This is a genomic window from Serratia sp. LTN-2, assembly GCF_059740205.1.
Map to the genome: position 1 here is coordinate 337,895 of NZ_JCAXDO010000004.1, position 18,618 is coordinate 356,512.

Below are 18,618 nucleotides of genomic sequence, written 5' to 3' on the forward strand. Positions count from 1 at the left end.
TCTAAATATGGCTGGGGTGCCAGGATTCGAACCTGGGTATGCTGGTATCAGAAACCAGAGCCTTACCGCTTGGCGACACCCCAATTATGGTGGCTACGACGGGATTTGAACCTGTGACCCCATCATTATGAGTGATGTGCTCTAACCAGCTGAGCTACGTAGCCGATGTTACTTTTTACTTCTTTGATTTGCAAGCAGTTTGTTATGGCTGGGGTACCTGGATTCGAACCAGGGAATGCCGGTATCAAAAACCGGTGCCTTACCGCTTGGCGATACCCCACCTGCAAACAAATCTTATGTTGAAACCCCATTCCCGAAAGAATATGGCTGGGGTACCTGGATTCGAACCAGGGAATGCCGGTATCAAAAACCGGTGCCTTACCGCTTGGCGATACCCCATCAACATACTGCGCCGACGATGAAGAGAAATGGTGCGGGAGGCGAGACTTGAACTCGCACACCTTGCGGCGCCAGAACCTAAATCTGGTGCGTCTACCAATTTCGCCACTCCCGCAAATGCAAAAAAGAGATGGTGGCTACGACGGGATTCGAACCTGTGACCCCATCATTATGAGTGATGTGCTCTAACCAGCTGAGCTACGTAGCCCTCTTTTTTTGCTTTGCCTTCATCGGCGTTGCGGGGCGCATTATGCGTATATGACCGATTTGCGTCAACAAGTTTTTTCCCGAAAAAGCGCCCGGAAGCGCCGTTTGTCTGGGTTGTGAACATTATGGCGATAAAATCGGCAATTCAGGCAGTTGGCGGGCGGAAAAGGCAACAAAAAGGCGGGCCAAAAGGCCCGCCCCGGGGAGAATGCCGCGCGATTATTTATAGGCGGCCTGGTGCACGCCGACGGCGCGGCCGGAAGGATCGTCCATCTTCTTGAACGATTCATCCCACTCGATGGCCTTGGCGGACGAGCAGGCGACGGATGGGCCACCCGGCACGCATTCGGCGGCGCTCGGCAGCGGGAACAGCTCCTCGAAGATTTCGCGGTACAGGTAGCCTTCTTTCGAGGTCGGCGTGTTGTACGGGAAGCGGAAACGCGCGGTTTCGAGCTGTTGATCGCTAATTTGCTGCGCAGCGACCTCTTTTAGCGTGTCGATCCAGCTGTAGCCGACGCCGTCGGAGAACTGCTCTTTCTGGCGCCAGGCCACGCTGGCCGGCAAATAGGACTCGAAACATTCGCGGACGATGTGCTTTTCCATTTTGCCGTTGCCGCACATTTTATCTTTCGGGTTAATGCGCATCGCCACGTCGAGGAATTTCTTGTCCAGGAATGGCACGCGGGCTTCAACGCCCCAGGCGGACATCGCCTTGTTGGCACGCGCACAGTCGAACATATGCAGCGCCAGCAGTTTGCGCACGGTTTCTTCGTGGAATTCGCGGGCGTCCGGCGCCTTATGGAAGTAAAGGTAGCCGCCGAACACTTCGTCCGCGCCTTCGCCGGACAGCACCATCTTGATGCCCATCGCCTTGATTTTGCGCGACATCAGGTACATTGGCGTCGATGCGCGAATGGTGGTGACGTCGTAGGTTTCGATGTGATAAATCACGTCGCGGATGGCATCCAGGCCTTCCTGCACGGTGAAGTGGATTTCATGGTGCACGGTGCCCAGATGGTTGGCCACCTCCTGCGCGGCGCGCAGATCCGGCGAGCCCTCCAGGCCGACGGCGAAGGAGTGCAGCTGCGGCCACCAGGCCTCGCTGCGTTCCTGATCTTCCACGCGGCGCGCGGCGTACTTCTTGGTGATCGCCGAGATGACCGAGGAATCCAGCCCGCCCGACAGCAGCACGCCGTAAGGCACGTCGGACATCAGGTGGCTTTTCACCGACTCTTCCAGCGCGGTGCGCAGGGCGGCGGCGTCGGTCACATTGTCCTTGACGCTGTCGTAATCGAACCAGTCGCGGCGATAGTATTCACGAATCTCCCCGTCCTGGCTCCACAGGTAGCTGCCGGCCGGGAATTCCTTGATGGTGCGGCATACCGGCACCAGCGCTTTCATTTCCGAGGCGACGTACAGGTTGCCGTGCTCGTCGTGGCCCATATACAGCGGGATGATGCCCAGATGATCGCGGCCGATCAGGTAGGCGTCTTTCTCGGTGTCATACAGGGCGAAGGCGAACATGCCTTGCAGATCGTCGAGGAAGTCCGGGCCCTTCTCCTGATACAGCGCCAGGATCACTTCACAGTCGGAGCCGGTCTGGAAAGCATAGCGCTCGCTCAGCTGCTGGCGCAGCGCCTGATGGTTGTAAATTTCGCCGTTGACCGCCAAAACGTGGGTGTGCGTAGCGTTGTACAGCGGTTGAGCGCCGTTGTTGACGTCGACGATCGACAGGCGTTCGTGAGCCAGAATGGCTTTATCGCTGGCGTAAACGCCGGACCAATCCGGGCCGCGATGGCGCATCAGGCGCGACAGTTCCAGCGCTTTCTTGCGCAGTTCAACGGGATCGGACTTCAGATCGAGCACACCGAAAATAGAACACATACAACTCTCCTAACGGGCTTTTATGACTGTGATGTTGTTTTTTACTGTTATGGGCAGCATTGCCGATTCATCAGCGATAACGCGGTTTTGCTGCGCTGTGGTTATGAAAATGCGCCTAAAGCTGCAGGAGATGCAAGCGTTTTAGCCCTACGCTGAGAAATAGTTGTTTGTGTGGTGATGGTTTTTGACGGATTTTCAGTTATCGGCGTTAAAAATTATCGATTATGCAATTTTTAACGCGATAGCAGGATTGCCGGCCAGTGCGACCGGCAATCGATTAGCGATTAGGCGATGAGTTGCCACAGGGTGAAGGCGACGTCCGGCGTCCAGGCGACGTTTGAGGTGTGCGCCTGAATGCAGGTGTATTTCTTGCCTTTATAGCTCACCACATCGCCGGCTTTATAGCTGTGGCTGTTCTGCCACTCGGGCGCGCCCGGATCGGGCGGCGTTCCGTCGTTGGCGGTTTTGACCGCCAACGCGCTGCTGGGCAGCGAGGTATTGCCCTGGGTATCGGTGGCGGTAACGAAGTAGCTGTATTGGGTGGCCGGGGTCAGGCCGCTGTCGGCCAGCGACAGGCCGGCGGTCTGGCCGATCGGGTTGCCGTTGCGGTAGACGGTGTAGCTGGCGATCGGGAAAGCGCCGGTGGCGGCGGCCCAGCTCAGTTTCAGCGAAGTGGCACCCAGTTCGGAGACCGTCAGCGCCGTCGGCGCATTAGGCTTTCCCGGCGGCGGGGTAACGCCACCCTGAATCAGCGGCGCATAGCGGGTTTTGAACTCCCAATTGTAGGCTACGCCGGCTTTGCTCTTGCCGTTGTCCCAGTTGATTGACCAGGTCATCAGACCCTTGATCGACAGGTTTTTGGCGTCGAGACGCGAGAAGGCGTTATACACCGCCTGTTTGTTGACCACGTAGCCGGTGGCGGCGGCGTCGTTGTTGCTCGGCAGGCCGATGACGAATTTCGCCGCCGGGATCTTCGCATAGCCGCGGGTGCCGGTGACCAGGCTTTCCGTCAGATAGTAGAGGAAGTCCTCTTTCATGGCGTCGTTATTCTGCGTGATCCAGGCGTTGAGTTCATCGACCCAAATACCGTCGCCGCCCTGGTTGTAATATTGCGGCGCGATAAAGTCGTAATAGCCTTCAAGGGCGTTGATATAATCCAGATAGGTGCCGTTGGTGCGTAAATACGGGAATTCCGGCGCCATGCTGATAATAAAGTTTTTTCCCTGCGCGGCGTAATAGTCTTTTACTTTTTTCAATGCCGCAGGCAAGACGGTTTTATTATTGGCGGCGCCGATCGCCGCCTGTTCCAGATCGATATCCAGACCGTCGAAGCCATAGACTTCCACCAGGCGAATAATCTCGTCTTTCAGCTTGTCTTCGTCGCCGGCCTTCAGCTCGATGTGCGCGTCTGCGCCGCCGAGGGAGATCAGCACCGCGCGGCCCTGGCTGTTCAGCACGCCCACCTGGCGGCGAAACTCGGCGTCGGACAGGTTGTAAGGCTTGAAGGTCGGGATGCCCTGGCCTTTCATAAAGGCGACGGCCACCACGTTGTACTCGGCGGGAATGTCGGTCAGGTTCATATTGGCGAACTGGCCCTGCTGATAGCCGTCACTGGCGCCGGCGGCCCAGTTGTGCCAGAAACCCATCAGGATTTTTTTATTGGCGATCGTCGGCATAGTGGCCGCGTCATCGGCGGCGAGGGCATTAATACTGTTATTTGTGCTCATGGTGGCCTCATTAATCAGGGGTAAGGGTTTTCCGCTCGCCGGCAATATCCTTTATTGGCGGGGCGTAAAGTTATAATGAGGATTTTTAACGCAGGCAGGCTGAAACCTTTTACGGGCATGCGCGAATTAAATTCACGCTGGCGATAAAGAGAGGGAAATAATGGCGGCCGGGCAGCCGCCATGGCCGTATCAGAAAAGGGTGATATCGGCGACGGAAGGGTAGACGTAGCTCGGGCGGAACGGCATGGTTTCGATGTCGCTCAGCGTGGAGACGCCGGACAACACCAGCACGGTTTCCAGGCCGGCCTGGAAGCCTGCCAGAATATCGGTGCGCAGGTTGTCGCCGACGATCACCGTCTCTTCCGAGTGCGCCTGCATTTTGTTCAATGCGGCGCGAATGATCCACGGGCTGGGCTTGCCGACGTAAAACGGTTTGCGGCCGGTGATCTTCTCGATGGGGGCGCACAGCGCGCCGCAGGCCGGCGAGAAGCCGTGGCCGTGGCTATCCGGGTTGGTGGCGATAAAGCGCGCGCCGTTGCTGACGAAGTAGGCGGCTTTGTGCATCATTTCCCAGTTGTAAGAGCGGGTTTCCCCGACGATCACGAAGTCCGGGTTGATATCGGTGATGGTGAAGCCGGCTTTGTACAGCTCATGGATCAGGGCGCCTTCGCCGACTACGTAGGCCTTTTTGCCTTCCTGACGGCGCAGGAAATCGGCGGTGGCCATCGCCGAGGTGTAGAACGCGCTCTCCGGCACTTCCAGCCCGGCGGAGGCGAAGCGGTTCGCCAGATCCTGCGCGGTTTGCGACGGATAGTTGGTCAGCACCACCAGCGGCATGCCTTGTTCCTGGATGCGCGCCAGGAACAGGTCGGCGCCGGGTACCGGCGTATTGTCATGCAGCAGCACGCCGTCGATATCGCATATAACGTTTTTGATTTTCATTTGTCGCTGTTTCTCATGATTACGGCAGGCAAGGGGTGACGATAACACACCTGCCAGAAGCGGCGGATCAGCTTTCCAGCAATCGCTGCAAGAGCACGCCGTTGAGCATCGCGCGTTTGGCCAGGGCGAAAGCGCCGATCGCCGAGCGATGATTGAGTTCGGAGGTCACGACCGGCAAGTTTTTGCGGAAGTCCTTCAGCACCTGGGTATTGATGCAGCTCTGGATGGCCGGCAGCAGCACCTTGTCCGCTTCGGTGATCTCACCGGCGATCACCACCTTCTGCGGATTGAACAGGTTGATGGCGATGGCCACTGCCTTGCCCAGATAGCGGCCGACGTGTTCGATCACTTCGCTGGCCAGCAGATCGCCGCGGTTGGCGGCCTTGCAGATGGCGTTGATGCCGCAGTCTTCCAGCGTCAGTTTGCTCGGGTAGCCCTGGCTCAACAGCTGGCGCACGCGCTGTTCGATCGCCGCGTTGGCGGCCACCGTTTCCAGGCAGCCGAAGTTGCCGCAGTGGCAGCGTTCACCCAGCGGATCGATTTGGATATGGCCGATCTCGCCGACGTTGCCGTTGTTGCCGAGAAAAATCTGCCCGTTGACGATGATGCCGGCGCCGGTGCCGCGGTGCAGGCGCACCAGAATCGAGTCTTCGCAGTCGCGGGTGGCACCGAAGTAGTGCTCCGCCAGCGCCAGGCTGCGGATGTCGTGGCCGACGAAGCTGGTGACGTTGAAGCGCTGCTGCAGATTATCCACCAGTGCCCAGTTGCTGACGCTGATGTGCGGCATGTAGCGCACCACGCCCAGCGCCGGATCCACCAGGCCAGGCAGGATCACCGCGATGGCGATCAGCTCGCGCAGGCGGCGCTGGTTAGCGTCGATGAATTGGGCGATGGCGGTGAACAGCGCATTCTCCAGCGTTTCCTGGGTGCGTTCCGGCAGCGGATAGTGTTCTTCGCTGAGCGATTTACCGCTCATGTCATACAGGGTGATGGTGGCATCGTGACGGCCGAGACGCACCGCGACGGTATGGAAATGACGGGTTTCCGACACGATGGAGATCGCGCGGCGGCCGCCGGTGGAGGCTTGCTGATCGACTTCTTTGATCAGCCCGCGCTCCAGCAGCTGGCGAGTAATTTTGGTGACGCTGGCGGGGGCAAGCTGGCTGAGTTCGGCAATTTGAATGCGCGAGATCGGGCCCTGCTGGTCGATCAGGCGGTAAACTGCCGCGCCGTTAAGTTGTTTGACTAAGTCAACGTTCCCTATTTGTGCTTGTCCGCCAGTGCTCATCAATAATGTTACTCGCTGTTCATTGAATTAAACCTCGTTACCGTTAACGAGCGTTTTGGTGATCTTGAAATCACGGGTGAAGGCGGTCAAGTTAGCCACCTTGCCGGCTTCGATGGTGCCCAGACGGTGCTCGACGCCGATGGCGCGCGCCGGGTACAGCGTCGCCATGCGCAGCGCTTCGTCCAGCGCGATGCCGATATGTTCGACGCTGTTTTGCACCGCTTCGATCATGGTCAGTGCGGAACCGCTCAGGGTACCGTTCTCATCCACGCACAGCCCGTCCCGATAGTATATTGTTTTACCGGCGAAAATAAATTGGTCAATATCTGCACCCGCCGGCGCGGTCGCGTCGGTGACCAGCACCAATTTATCACCTTTCAGGCGTTTGGCGTTACGGATACTCGCCCAAGCCACGTGATGGCCGTCGGCGATGATGCCGGTATAGACCTCCGGCGTATCGAAGATCGCGCCCATCAGCCCCGGTTCGCGGCCGGTGATATACGGCATGGCGTTGTACAGGTGGGTGGCGAAGCTGATGCCGGCGGCGAAGCCGGTGCGCGCCTGATCGTAGGTGGCGTTCGAGTGGCCGGCGGAGACCACGATGCCGGCCTCGGTCAGTTGCTTGATAAAGTGCGGCTCAACCATTTCCGGCGCCAGTGTCACCTTGGTGATCACGTCGGCGTTGGCACACAGGTAATCGATCATTTCCTGAGTTGGCTTGCGAATGAACGCCGGGTTATGAGTGCCTTTTTTCACCGGGCTGAGATACGGCCCTTCCAGGTGCAGGCCCAGCGCCTGGTTTTGGTGCTTTTTCAGATAAGCGCGCATCACGTCGACGCTGTGCTTCATGAATTCGTCGCTGCTGGTGATCAGCGTCGGCAGATAGCTGGTGCAGCCGGATTTCTCGTTGGCGCGCTGCATGATCTCCAGCGTTTCCTCCGAAATCGCTTCCAGCGAATCGTTGAACTGTACGCCGCCGCAGCCGTTCAGCTGCACGTCGATAAGCCCGGGGGCCAGGATGGCGCCACCCAGGTCGCGCGTTTCGATGCCGGCGGGCAATTCAGCCGCCGGGCAGACTCTCTCGATCAGCCCATCAGCGATAATGACTGCATGGTCATCAAGTACGTCGTGGCCGGTATAGATTCGGCCGTGGGTTAAAGCGAACATCGTAGCCCCCTGCAAAGATTAAAGACTTTTAACGCTTTCCGCTTCTAACTCGCGGAAGTATTTGACGGTTTTGACTTTCAGCTCCATGGTGGCCGGTTCGTCGCACACCACCACTGCTTTGGCGTGCAGCTGCAGGCAGCTGATGGTCCACATGTGGTTGATGTTGCCTTCCACTGCGGCTTCTAGTGCCTGCGCCTTGGCGTGGCCGGTCACCAGGATCATCACTTCTTCCGCGTCCAGCAGTGTGCCCACGCCGACGGTCAGCGCATATTTCGGCACCAGGCTGACGTCGCCGCCGAAGAAGCGCGAGTTGGCGATGCGGGTGTCTTCGGTCAGCGTTTTGATGCGGGTGCGCGAAGCCAGGGACGAAGCCGGTTCGTTGAACGCGATGTGGCCGTCGATGCCCACGCCGCCCATGAACAGGTTAATTTTGCCGTAAGACTTGATCTTCTCTTCGTACTGGCGGCACTCGGCGTCGACATCCGCGGCGTTGCCGTTCAGCAGGTTGATGTTTTCACGAGGAATATCAACGTGATCAAAGAAGTTGCGGTACATGAAGGTGTGGTAGCTTTCCGGGTGTTCCTGCGGCAGGCCAACGTACTCGTCCATGTTGAAAGTCACAACATGCTTAAAGCTTACTTCACCTGCTTTGTGCATCGCAATCAGATGTTTGTAGGCTTCCAGCGGCGTGCCGCCGGTAGGCAGGCCGAGCACAAACGGGCGCTCTGCGGTTGGCTTGAATGCGTTGATGCGTTGAACGATATGACGCGCGGCCCATTTGCCGACTTGTGCGGTATCTTTCAGTGGGATAAGTCTCATCTAACACCTCTTGGGATAAGTAAACTAAAGCTATACTGTACGGGCCTGCGGGAGTCGTAAGCGTAACCCAGCTTTATGATTCTCGCGTGAATCGTCCGTCCGGTTGATTTTTTGAATGATAAAATAAGTTTTGTGTGATGGCCAGCAATCTGGGAGGTAAAGACTACTTTTTGGTGATATTTATCACAAAAAGGGAGGTTTTAATTTGCGATACAAAATAAATTTTTTACACTCGGCATGAGTGATACGTGCCATGCGTTGTTTCTAAAAAGGTAGTGAGAGCTCCAAATAAACTACTAATAGGGTCCGTCCGCGGACAACATAGGGGGAAAAGGTGAACATTCTTAGTTATTTGCAAAAGGTGGGACGGGCGCTGATGGTGCCGGTCGCCACGCTGCCCGCCGCCGCCATCTTGATGGGCGTCGGGTACTGGATTGACCCTGTTGGTTGGGGCGGCGACAACGCGCTCGCCGCTTTCTTCATTAAATCCGGCTCCGCTATCATCGACAACATGTCGGTGCTGTTCGCTATCGGCGTGGCCTACGGCATGTCCAAAGACAAGGACGGCGCCGCCGCGTTGACCGGCTTCGTCGGCTTCCTGGTGCTGACCACCCTCTGTTCACCGGCCGCCGTGTCGATGATTCAGAAGATCCCGCTGGATCAGGTGCCTGCCGCGTTCGGCAAAATCCAGAACCAGTTCGTCGGTATTCTGGTGGGTATCATCTCCGCCGAAGTGTACAACCGCTTCAGCGGCGTCGAGCTGCCTAAGGCGCTGTCGTTCTTCAGCGGCCGCCGCCTGGTGCCGATCCTCATCTCCTTCCTGATGATCCTGGTCGCTTTCATTCTGATGTACATCTGGCCGGTGATCTTCAACGGTCTGGTGAACTTCGGTGAACACATCCAGAAAATGGGCTCGGTCGGCGCGGGCATCTATGCCTTCTTCAACCGCCTGCTGATTCCGGTTGGCCTGCACCACGCGCTGAACTCGGTGTTCTGGTTCGACGTGGCCGGCATCAACGATATCCCTAACTTCCTCGGCGGCCAGCAGTCGATCGAAGCCGGTAAAGCGGTTGTCGGCATCACCGGCCGTTATCAGGCGGGCTTCTTCCCAATCATGATGTTTGGTCTGCCGGGTGCGGCGCTGGCCATTTATCACTGCGCGCGTCCTGAGAACAAAGCCAAAGTGGCGGGCATCATGCTGGCGGCCGCTTTCGCCGCCTTCTTTACCGGTATCACCGAACCGCTGGAATTCTCCTTCATGTTCGTGGCGCCGGTGCTGTACGTAATCCACGCCGTGCTGACCGGTATCTCGGTGTTCATCGCCGCCAGCATGCACTGGATCGCCGGTTTTGGCTTCAGCGCCGGGCTGGTGGATATGGTGTTGTCGTCCCGCAACCCGCTGGCGACCCACTGGTACATGCTGATCCCGCAAGGCCTGGTGTTCTTCGTTATCTACTATGTGGTGTTCCGCTTCACCATCAATAAGTTCAACCTGATGACCCCGGGCCGCGAACTGGCGGTTGCCGGTGACGAAACCGACGGCTACGACGTCAACGTCGACAGCAACGCCGGTAAAGACGAGAACGAAACCACCACGCTGGCCCGCCGTTACGTCGGCGCGATCGGCGGTTCCGACAACCTGACCGGCATCGATGCCTGCATCACCCGTCTGCGCCTGAACGTGAAAGACTCCGCTCTGGTGAATGACGCATTGGCGAAACGCCTCGGCGCATCCGGCGTTATCCGCCTGAACAAGCAAAGCGTGCAAGTGATCGTCGGCACTCGTGCCGAACTTATCGCCAGCGCGATGCGCAACGTGATCGCGGCCGGCCCGGTAGCGGCAGCGGCGGCTCCGGCGGCTGCGCCTGCAGCGGAAGCCAAACCGCAGGCGGTGCCGAACGCGCCGAAAGCCGCGTTTGAAACGCTGGTGGCACCGGTAACCGGTGAAGTGGTGGCGCTCGATCAGGTGCCGGACGAAGCCTTCGCCAGCAAGGCGGTGGGCGACGGCCTGGCAATTCGCCCGACCGATAGCATCGTCGTGGCGCCGGCTGACGGCACCGTGGTGAAAATCTTCAACACCAACCACGCATTCTGCCTGGAAACCGACAAGGGCGCCGAGATCGTGGTGCACATGGGGATCGACACCGTCGCGCTGGAAGGCCAGGGCTTCAAACGCCTGGTGGAAGAGGGCGCGGAAGTGAAAGCCGGTCAACCGATTCTGGAACTGGATCTGGATTATCTGAACGCCAACGCACGTTCGATGATAAGCCCGGTGGTGGTCAGCAACTCTGACGACTACGCCGGCCTGGCGGCACTGGCCAGCGGCTCGGTGGTCGCCGGCCAGACCAAGCTGTACGAGATCCAGAAATAAGGCTGTTTTTACCTGAGTAGTACCTGGGGCCGGTCACGCATCATGGCGGAGTTTGCCCCGACTTGGCGGGAAGAGAGCGATCTCTTCCCGCTTTTTTTATCCCGTTTCGCCCCACGGCGGTGCGCTGCGCGTCGATGGTGCAATGCGCCGCATTTTTCGTGAAACAAACGGTTGTTTCCAGACGTGGCTTGTTGGATCATAGGCGGTTATGTGTAGCGCTTTGCATTGAGGAACAGTGAAATGAGTGAGGCTGAAGCCCGCCCAACCAATTTTATCCGTCAGATCGTCGATGAAGATCTGGCGTCGGGGAAACACACGTCGGTTCATACCCGCTTCCCGCCGGAGCCTAACGGCTACCTGCATATCGGCCACGCCAAGTCCATCTGCCTGAACTTCGGCATCGCCAAGGACTATCAGGGCCAGTGCAATCTTCGCTTCGATGACACCAACCCGGTGAAAGAAGACATCGAGTTCGTGGAGTCAATCAAGCATGACGTGGAGTGGCTGGGCTTTGAGTGGAGCGGCAACGTTCGTTACTCCTCAGACTATTTCGATCAGCTGCATCAATATGCGGTTGAGCTGATCACCAAGGGTCTGGCTTACGTCGACGAACTGTCGCCGGAGCAGATCCGTGAATATCGCGGCACCCTGACCGCGCCGGGCAAAGACAGCCCGTACCGCGGCCGCAGCGTGGAAGAGAACCTGGCGCTGTTCGAGAAGATGCGCAACGGCGAGTTCGCCGAGGGCGCCGCCTGCCTGCGCGCCAAGATCGATATGGCTTCGCCGTTTATCGTGATGCGCGATCCGGTGCTGTACCGCATCAAGTTCGCCGAACACCACCAGACCGGCAACAAATGGTGCATCTACCCGATGTACGATTTCACCCACTGCATTTCCGATGCGCTGGAAGGGATCACCCATTCGCTGTGCACCCTGGAATTCCAGGATAACCGCCGTCTGTATGACTGGGTGCTGGATAACATCACCATTCCTTGCCACCCGCGTCAGTACGAGTTTTCGCGTCTGAACCTCGAATACGCCATCATGTCGAAGCGCAAGCTGCACCAGCTGGTGGCCGAGAAGATCGTCGAAGGCTGGGATGACCCGCGCATGCCGACCGTTTCCGGGCTGCGTCGTCGCGGTTATACCGCCGCTTCGATTCGCGAGTTCTGCCTGCGCATCGGCGTGACCAAGCAAGACAACAACGTTGAAATGATGGCGCTGGAATCCTGCATTCGCGACGATCTGAACGAAAACGCGCCGCGCGCCATGGCGGTGCTGGATCCGGTGAAAATCGTTATCGAGAACATGGGCGACGCGGTGGAAATGGTCACCATGCCAAACCATCCGAACAAGCCGGAAATGGGCAGCCGTGATGTGCCGTTCAGCCGCGAGATCTATATCGATCGCGCCGACTTCCGCGAAGAAGCCAACAAGCAGTACAAGCGTCTGGTGTTGGGCAAGGAAGTGCGTCTGCGCAATGCGTACGTGATCAAGGCCGAGCGCGTCGAGAAAGACGAAGCGGGCGAGATCACCACCATCTTCTGCAGCTACGATGCGGAAACGCTGAGCAAGGATCCTGCCGACGGCCGCAAGGTGAAGGGCGTGATCCACTGGGTGTCTGCGGCGCACGCGCTGCCGGCGGAAATTCGCCTGTACGATCGCCTGTTCAGCGTGCCTAACCCGGGCGCGGCGGAGGATTTCCTCTCCACCATCAACCCGGAATCGCTGGTGATCAAGCACGGCTTCGTCGAGCCGAGCCTGGCGGCCGCACAGCCGGAGAAGGCCTATCAGTTCGAACGTGAAGGCTACTTCTGCGCCGACAGCCGTTACTCTTCGGCCGAACATTTGGTGTTTAACCGCACTGTCGGCCTGCGTGACACCTGGGCGAAAATCGAAGGCTAATCTTAATCGCCTCGAAAATTAATGTATCAGCGCGGCTTAGGCCGCGCTTTTTTATGCCTGCGATTGAGCAAACAACCCATTCCTCTCCCATTTTCTAGCGGGCGCTAAATTAATTACGGCGCGTTAACCAATAAGCTTCTTGATATTGGCCTTAATAGTATTAACTTTTTCTTATATATTTGTGATGCGAATTAATTTCATTTAGAGAGCGCTCTCAGATTTTATCTTCTGACTGACGAATTAGCTCAGGCTGAAACCATTAATCGTCTCTGGTTGACCTTATATCTGTGTTTATTCTGATTTAATTGAATTTTTTATTCGACACCCTCCATGATCGCTGGCGTAACAAATTATCACTGATATGTGCTCCTTGTCATACTTTGACAAATCTTCCTCATTTTTCATTTGATAATTCGCGTCGCGAAAAATAGTCTGTCTGTAGCAATTAGTGCTGTGGGAATAACATCTCGTCGGCAATATTTTTTACCCGTTCGGGTTTTTTATTGGCAGTCGTGCAGGGCAGTGGTGAACACAGGCGGCTGCAACTTTTAAGTTAAGTCAAAGAGGAATTTCAATATGGGTACGCACGGTGCTCAGCGTAAAACGCTGGCGCTCGCAGTCGCGGGCGCGCTGTTGGGAACAGGGTTTGCCATGGCGCCTGAGGCGAAAGCCGCAGGGTTTATCGATGATTCCACGCTGACCGGCGGCATCTATTACTGGCAACGTGAGCGCGACCGTAAAGATCTCAATCCGGACAGCAAGGATTACAACCAATACACCACCAACCTGTCGCACTCTACCGCCAACCTGAGCCTGGATTTCGCCTCGGGCTACGCCTGGGACATGTTCGGCCTGGATGTCGGCGCCTTCACCGCCATCGAACTGGCTGAATCCAGCGCCAGCGGCCACCCGAACGAGATCGCGTTCTCCTCGAAGAACCGTACCTACGACGAAGACTACTCCGGCGACAAAGGCGGCGTCAGCCTGTACAAAGCCGCCGCCAAGTTCAAATACGGCCCGGTCTGGGCGCGCGCCGGCTACATTCAGCCGAGCGGCCAAACCCTGCTGGCGCCGCACTGGAGCTTTATGCCGGGCACCTATCAGGGCGCCGAGGCCGGCGCCAAGTTCGACTACGGCGATGCCGGCGCGTTGAGCTTCTCCTACATGTGGACCGACAAATACAAAGCGCCGTGGCATATCGAGATGGACGATTTCCGTCAGAACGATAAGAAAACCCGCGTCTCCTACCTGCACTCGCTGGGCGCCAAGTACGATTTCAAAAACGATCTGGTGCTGGAAGCCGCTTTCGGCCAGGCCCAGGGTTACGTGAATCAGTACTTCACCAAGGCGTCTTACAAATTCGATGTGCTGGGCAACCCGCTGACTACCAGTTACCAGTTCTACGGTGCGGAAGACCGCATCAGCAACAAGAACGATCCGAACAGCATCTACGACGGCCTGGCCTGGCTGCAGGCCCTGACCTTCGGTTACACCACCGGTCAGTTCAACTGGCGTCTGGAAGGCACCATGGTCAAGGCGGAAGGCAATCAGGGCTTCTTCCTGCAGCGCATGACCCCGACCTACGCCTCGTCTAACGGTCGGCTGGACGTGTGGTGGGACAACCGCTCCGACTTTAACGCCAACGGCGAGAAAGCGGTGTACGCCGGCGTGATGTATGACCTCAGCAACTGGAACCTGCCGGGCATGGCGGTCGGCGGCTCTTATGTCTACGCCTGGGACGCCAAGCCGAGCACCAACCCGAGCTACGATCAGAGCCAGCGCCTGAAAGAGAGCGCCTGGAGCCTGGACGCGATGTACACCATCCAGGAAGGACGCGCCAAGGGCACGCTGATCAAGCTGCACTACACCCAGTATGACAACCACACCAACATCCCGAGCTGGGGCGGCGGTTACGGCAACATCTTCCAGGACGAGAAAGACGTCAAGTTCATGGTCATCGCGCCATTCACCATCTTCTGATGCGTTCCCCGGCCTCGCGGCCGGGGGCAGTTAAGGGAATTCAACGATGAAAAAAATCATGCTGATGTTGGCGGCCGCCGCGGCCTTGAGCGCCTGCGCGCAACCCGCCGCGCCGCCGGAAGACGCCAAATTGAAGCAGGCTTACAGCGCCTGCATCAACACCGCCGAAGGTTCGCCGGAGCGTCTGCAGCCCTGCAAGGCGGTGCTGAACGTGTTGAAACAAGAGAAGCAGCACCAGCAGTTCGCCGCGCAGGAAACGGTGCGGGTGATGGATTATCAGAACTGCATTATGGCGGTGCACAGCGGTAACGGTCAGGCTTACGACGCCAAGTGCGGCAAGCTGTGGCAAGAAATTCGCGATAACAATAATTAAGAAGGACGAGATCATGAACGCATTCAAACTGAGCGCGCTTGCCGCCTTGACGGCAACGATGGGATTCCTGGGCGGCATGGGAAACGCCATGGCCGATCAACAGCTGGTGGATCAACTGAGCCAGCTGAAGCTGAACGTAAAAATGCTGGATAACCGCGCCGGCGAAAACGGCGTGGATTGCGCGGCGCTGGGCGCCGACTGGGCCTCTTGCAACCGGGTGTTGTTCACCCTCAGCAACGATGGCCAGGCGATCGACGGCAAGGACTGGGTCATCTATTTCCACAGCCCGCGCCAGACCCTGCGGGTGGATAACGATCAGTTCAAGATAGCCCACCTCACCGGCGATCTGTACAAGCTGGAGCCGACCGCCAAATTCAGCGGTTTCCCTGCCGGCAAGGCGGTGGAAATCCCGGTGGTCGCCGAATATTGGCAGCTGTTTAGAAATGACTTCCTGCCGCGCTGGTATGCCACGTCCGGCGACGCCAAACCGAAAATGCTGGCGAATACCGACACCGAAAACCTGGACCAGTTCGTGGCGCCGTTCACCGGCGATCAGTGGAAGCGCACCAAAGACGACAAAAACATTTTGATGACGCCGGCTTCGCGCTTTGTCAGCAATGCCGAGCTGCAGACGCTGCCCGCCGGCGCGCTGCGCGGCCAGATCGTGCCGACGCCGATGCAGGTGAAGGTCCACGCGCAGGACGCCGATCTGCGCAAAGGGGTCTCGCCGGATCTGAGCACGCTGGTCAAGCCGGCGGCAGATGTCGTCAACCAGCGCTTTGCGCTGCTGGGCGTGCCGGTTCAGGCCAACGGCTATCCGATCAAGACCGATATCCAGCCGGGCAAGTTTAAAGGCGCGATGGCGGTGCCGGGCGCCTATGAGCTGAAGATCGGCAAAAAAGAGGCGCGGGTGATCGGCTTCGATCAGGCCGGGGTGTTCTATGGGTTGCAGTCGATCCTGTCGTTAGTGCCGACCGACGGCAGCGGCAAGATCGCTACATTGGACGCCAGCGACGCGCCGCGCTTCCAGTATCGCGGCATTTTCCTCGACGTGGCGCGCAACTTCCATAAGAAGGATGCGGTGTTGCGTCTGCTGGATCAGATGGCGGCCTACAAACTCAACAAATTCCACTTCCACCTAAGCGATGATGAAGGTTGGCGTATCGAGATCCCCGGTTTGCCTGAGCTGACGGAAGTCGGCGGCCAGCGCTGCCACGATCTGAGCGAAACCACCTGCCTGCTGCCGCAGTACGGCCAGGGGCCGGACGTCTACGGCGGTTTCTTCAGCCGTCAGGACTATATCGACATCATCAAATACGCCCAGGCGCGCCAGATTGAAGTGATCCCTGAGATCGACATGCCGGCGCACGCCCGCGCCGCGGTGGTGTCGATGGAGGCGCGCTATAAAAAGCTGCATGCCGCCGGAAAAGAGCAGGAGGCCAACGAATTCCGCCTGGTGGATCCGACCGATACCTCCAATACCACCTCCGTGCAGTTCTTTAACCGCCAGAGCTACCTGAACCCGTGCCTGGATTCTTCCCAGCGCTTTGTCGACAAGGTGATCGGCGAGATCGCCCAGATGCATAAAGAAGCCGGGCAGCCGATCAAAACCTGGCACTTCGGCGGCGACGAGGCGAAAAACATCCGCCTGGGCGCCGGCTATACCGACAAGGCGAAACCGGAGCCGGGTAAAGGCGTCATCGACCAGAGCAACGAAGACAAGCCGTGGGCCAAGTCGCAGGTTTGCCAGACGATGATCAAAGAAGGCAAGGTGGCCGACATGGAGCACTTGCCGAGCTACTTCGGCCAGGAGGTCAGCAAGCTGGTGAAGGCGCACGGCATCGACAGAATGCAGGCCTGGCAGGACGGCCTGAAAGACGCCGAGAGCGCGAAGTCGTTCGCCACCTCGCGCGTGGGCGTCAACTTCTGGGATACCTTGTACTGGGGCGGTTTCGACAGCGTCAACGATTGGGCCAATAAAGGGTATGAAGTGGTGGTCTCCAACCCGGACTACGTCTACATGGACTTCCCTTACGAGGTGAACCCGGACGAGCGCGGTTACTACTGGGGCACCCGCTTCAGCGACGAGCGCAAGGTGTTCAGCTTCGCGCCGGACAACATGCCGCAGAACGCGGAAACCTCGGTCGATCGCGACGGCAACCACTTCAACGCCAAGAGCGACAAGCCGTGGCCGGGAGCCTACGGGTTGTCCGCTCAGCTGTGGAGCGAAACCCAGCGCACCGATCCGCAGATGGAATACATGATCTTCCCGCGCGCGCTGTCGGTGGCCGAACGCGCCTGGCACCGCGCCGGTTGGGAGCAGGACTATCGCGCCGGCCGCGAATACAAAGGCGGGGAGACCCACTTTGTCGACACCAAGGCGCTGGAGAAAGACTGGCTGCGCTTCGCCAATATCCTGGGCCAGCGTGAACTGGCCAAGCTGGACAAAGGCGGCGTCGCTTATCGTCTGCCGGTGCCCGGCGCACGCGTAGCGGGCGGCAAGCTGGAGGCGAATATCGCGCTGCCGGGATTGGGCATCGAGTACTCCACCGACGGCGGCAAGCAGTGGCAGCGTTATGACGCCAAGGCCAAGCCGGCGGTATCGGGTGAGGTGCAGGTGCGTTCGGTCAGTCCGGACGGTAAACGTTACAGCCGCGCCGAGAAGGTCTAAGCCCGGCGCATCGGCCTGTCGTCATGGCGGCGGGCTGCTTAACGAAGGGGGAATGCGTCCGCCTCTGCGCGTGTCGGCGTGAAGCGGACGTGAAAGTGAGAGCAGTACGTGGAGTCGCAGTGCCGCTGCAATTGTAGTATTTCATGACATGATCTTTCCCCGGCTGGTCCGGGGATTTTTTTGCTCACCGTTCAGCAAGCATAAAAAAACCGCCTCAGGGTGAGGCGGTTTTTCATAGCCAGTCAGGCTTATTTCTTGTCGTGCAGCGTTTCGTCTTCGCGGCAGTCACCGGTTTCACAGTGGCCGTACAGGTACAGGCTGTGGTTGGTGAGCTTGATGCCGTGCTGCTTGGCGATATCACGCTGGCGCACTTCGATGGATTCGTCACTGAATTCGATCACTTTGCCGCAGTCCAGGCAAATCAGGTGATCGTGGTGATGCTGTTGGGTCAGTTCGAACACGGACTTGCCGCCTTCGAAATTGTGACGTGTCACAATGCCCGCATCGTCAAACTGGTTCAGTACGCGATAAACCGTTGCCAGGCCGATCTCTTCGCCCATATCAATCAGTTTTTTGTACAAATCTTCCGCACTGACGTGATGGCATTCCGGATTTTGCAGTACTTCCAGGATTTTGAGTCGCGGAAGCGTGACTTTTAAGCCGGCCTTCTTCAATGCGATGTTGTTGTCGGTCATGCGAATTCAGTCCTGTTACTATGCTAATCAAGTTGAGGCGTACTCGCCTGTGGCATCGGTCGGCACAAAGAGTTAATGCGTCTCATTATAGAACCGGTTGTACTAAATGGAAACCGCCGGTTGTTAACAAAGATATAATTGCACTATTGCATGTTTTGCATGCAACGCCTTGATGGGTGGGATAAACCGA

The 18,618-nt window shown here is 58.0% G+C and carries 12 protein-coding genes and 6 tRNA genes; 5 read left to right on the forward strand and 13 right to left on the reverse strand.

The features are described 5' to 3' along the window. Nucleotides 1–8: 8 nt before the first annotated feature. The 12 genes from AC6BYQ_RS11520 to nagB all read right to left on the reverse strand — a co-directional run bounded on the left by AC6BYQ_RS11520 (nucleotide 9) and on the right by nagB (nucleotide 8,433). Nucleotides 9–83, reverse strand: a tRNA-Gln gene (locus tag AC6BYQ_RS11520). Nucleotides 84–87: 4 nt separating this feature from the next. Further along, nucleotides 88–164: transfer RNA gene (locus AC6BYQ_RS11525), tRNA-Met, on the reverse strand. A gap of 41 nt (nucleotides 165–205) precedes the next feature. Further along, nucleotides 206–280, reverse strand: a tRNA-Gln gene (locus AC6BYQ_RS11530). A gap of 44 nt (nucleotides 281–324) precedes the next feature. Then, nucleotides 325–399: transfer RNA gene (locus tag AC6BYQ_RS11535), tRNA-Gln, on the reverse strand. A 30-nt stretch (nucleotides 400–429) separates the two neighbouring features. Further along, nucleotides 430–514: transfer RNA gene (locus AC6BYQ_RS11540), tRNA-Leu, on the reverse strand. Nucleotides 515–530: 16 nt separating this feature from the next. Further along, nucleotides 531–607 (reverse strand) — tRNA-Met (locus AC6BYQ_RS11545). Nucleotides 608–825: 218 nt separating this feature from the next. Then, complete coding sequence (gene asnB, locus AC6BYQ_RS11550) at nucleotides 826–2,490, reverse strand: asparagine synthase B (RefSeq protein WP_498056894.1); 1,665 nt, start codon at nucleotides 2,488–2,490, stop codon at nucleotides 826–828. Nucleotides 2,491–2,774: 284 nt separating this feature from the next. Then, a complete protein-coding gene (gene chiC / locus AC6BYQ_RS11555) occupies nucleotides 2,775–4,217 on the reverse strand; it encodes a chitinase ChiC (RefSeq protein ID WP_063918896.1) in 1,443 nt (480 codons plus the stop codon). Nucleotides 4,218–4,406: 189 nt separating this feature from the next. Beyond that, nucleotides 4,407–5,159, reverse strand: coding sequence for an HAD-IIA family hydrolase (locus tag AC6BYQ_RS11560; protein WP_019454065.1), 753 nt, complete (start codon nucleotides 5,157–5,159; stop codon nucleotides 4,407–4,409). 67 nt (nucleotides 5,160–5,226) lie between these two features. Then, nucleotides 5,227–6,447, reverse strand: a complete 1,221-nt coding sequence (nagC, locus tag AC6BYQ_RS11565) for a DNA-binding transcriptional regulator NagC (RefSeq protein WP_074055163.1) — start codon at nucleotides 6,445–6,447, stop codon at nucleotides 5,227–5,229. Nucleotides 6,448–6,474: 27 nt separating this feature from the next. Next, nucleotides 6,475–7,614: an N-acetylglucosamine-6-phosphate deacetylase gene (gene nagA, locus AC6BYQ_RS11570; protein WP_025160041.1), complete on the reverse strand. Its 1,140-nt coding sequence runs from the start codon at nucleotides 7,612–7,614 to the stop codon at nucleotides 6,475–6,477. Nucleotides 7,615–7,632: 18 nt separating this feature from the next. Next, on the reverse strand, nucleotides 7,633–8,433 hold the full coding sequence (gene nagB, locus AC6BYQ_RS11575; protein ID WP_004939952.1) for a glucosamine-6-phosphate deaminase: 801 nt from the start codon (nucleotides 8,431–8,433) through the stop codon (nucleotides 7,633–7,635). Nucleotides 8,434–8,767: 334 nt separating this feature from the next. Between nagB and nagE the strand changes: the two genes are divergently transcribed. The 5 genes from nagE to AC6BYQ_RS11600 all read left to right on the forward strand — a co-directional run bounded on the left by nagE (nucleotide 8,768) and on the right by AC6BYQ_RS11600 (nucleotide 17,733). Next, nucleotides 8,768–10,804, forward strand: a complete 2,037-nt coding sequence (nagE, locus tag AC6BYQ_RS11580) for an N-acetylglucosamine-specific PTS transporter subunit IIBC (protein WP_025160040.1) — start codon at nucleotides 8,768–8,770, stop codon at nucleotides 10,802–10,804. Nucleotides 10,805–11,044: 240 nt separating this feature from the next. Then, complete coding sequence (gene glnS / locus AC6BYQ_RS11585) at nucleotides 11,045–12,709, forward strand: glutamine--tRNA ligase (protein ID WP_019454061.1); 1,665 nt, start codon at nucleotides 11,045–11,047, stop codon at nucleotides 12,707–12,709. A gap of 576 nt (nucleotides 12,710–13,285) precedes the next feature. Beyond that, on the forward strand, nucleotides 13,286–14,689 hold the full coding sequence (gene chiP, locus AC6BYQ_RS11590) for a chitoporin ChiP (protein WP_498056895.1): 1,404 nt from the start codon (nucleotides 13,286–13,288) through the stop codon (nucleotides 14,687–14,689). A gap of 46 nt (nucleotides 14,690–14,735) precedes the next feature. Next, complete coding sequence (gene chiQ, locus AC6BYQ_RS11595) at nucleotides 14,736–15,062, forward strand: ChiQ/YbfN family lipoprotein (protein ID WP_004939944.1); 327 nt, start codon at nucleotides 14,736–14,738, stop codon at nucleotides 15,060–15,062. Between the two features lie 13 nt (nucleotides 15,063–15,075). Beyond that, nucleotides 15,076–17,733, forward strand: a complete 2,658-nt coding sequence (locus tag AC6BYQ_RS11600; protein WP_019454059.1) for a beta-N-acetylhexosaminidase — start codon at nucleotides 15,076–15,078, stop codon at nucleotides 17,731–17,733. Nucleotides 17,734–17,981: 248 nt separating this feature from the next. Here AC6BYQ_RS11600 and fur read toward each other — a convergent pair whose 3' ends face one another. After that, a complete protein-coding gene (gene fur / locus AC6BYQ_RS11605) occupies nucleotides 17,982–18,428 on the reverse strand; it encodes a ferric iron uptake transcriptional regulator (RefSeq protein ID WP_019454058.1) in 447 nt (148 codons plus the stop codon). Nucleotides 18,429–18,618 lie beyond the last annotated feature (190 nt).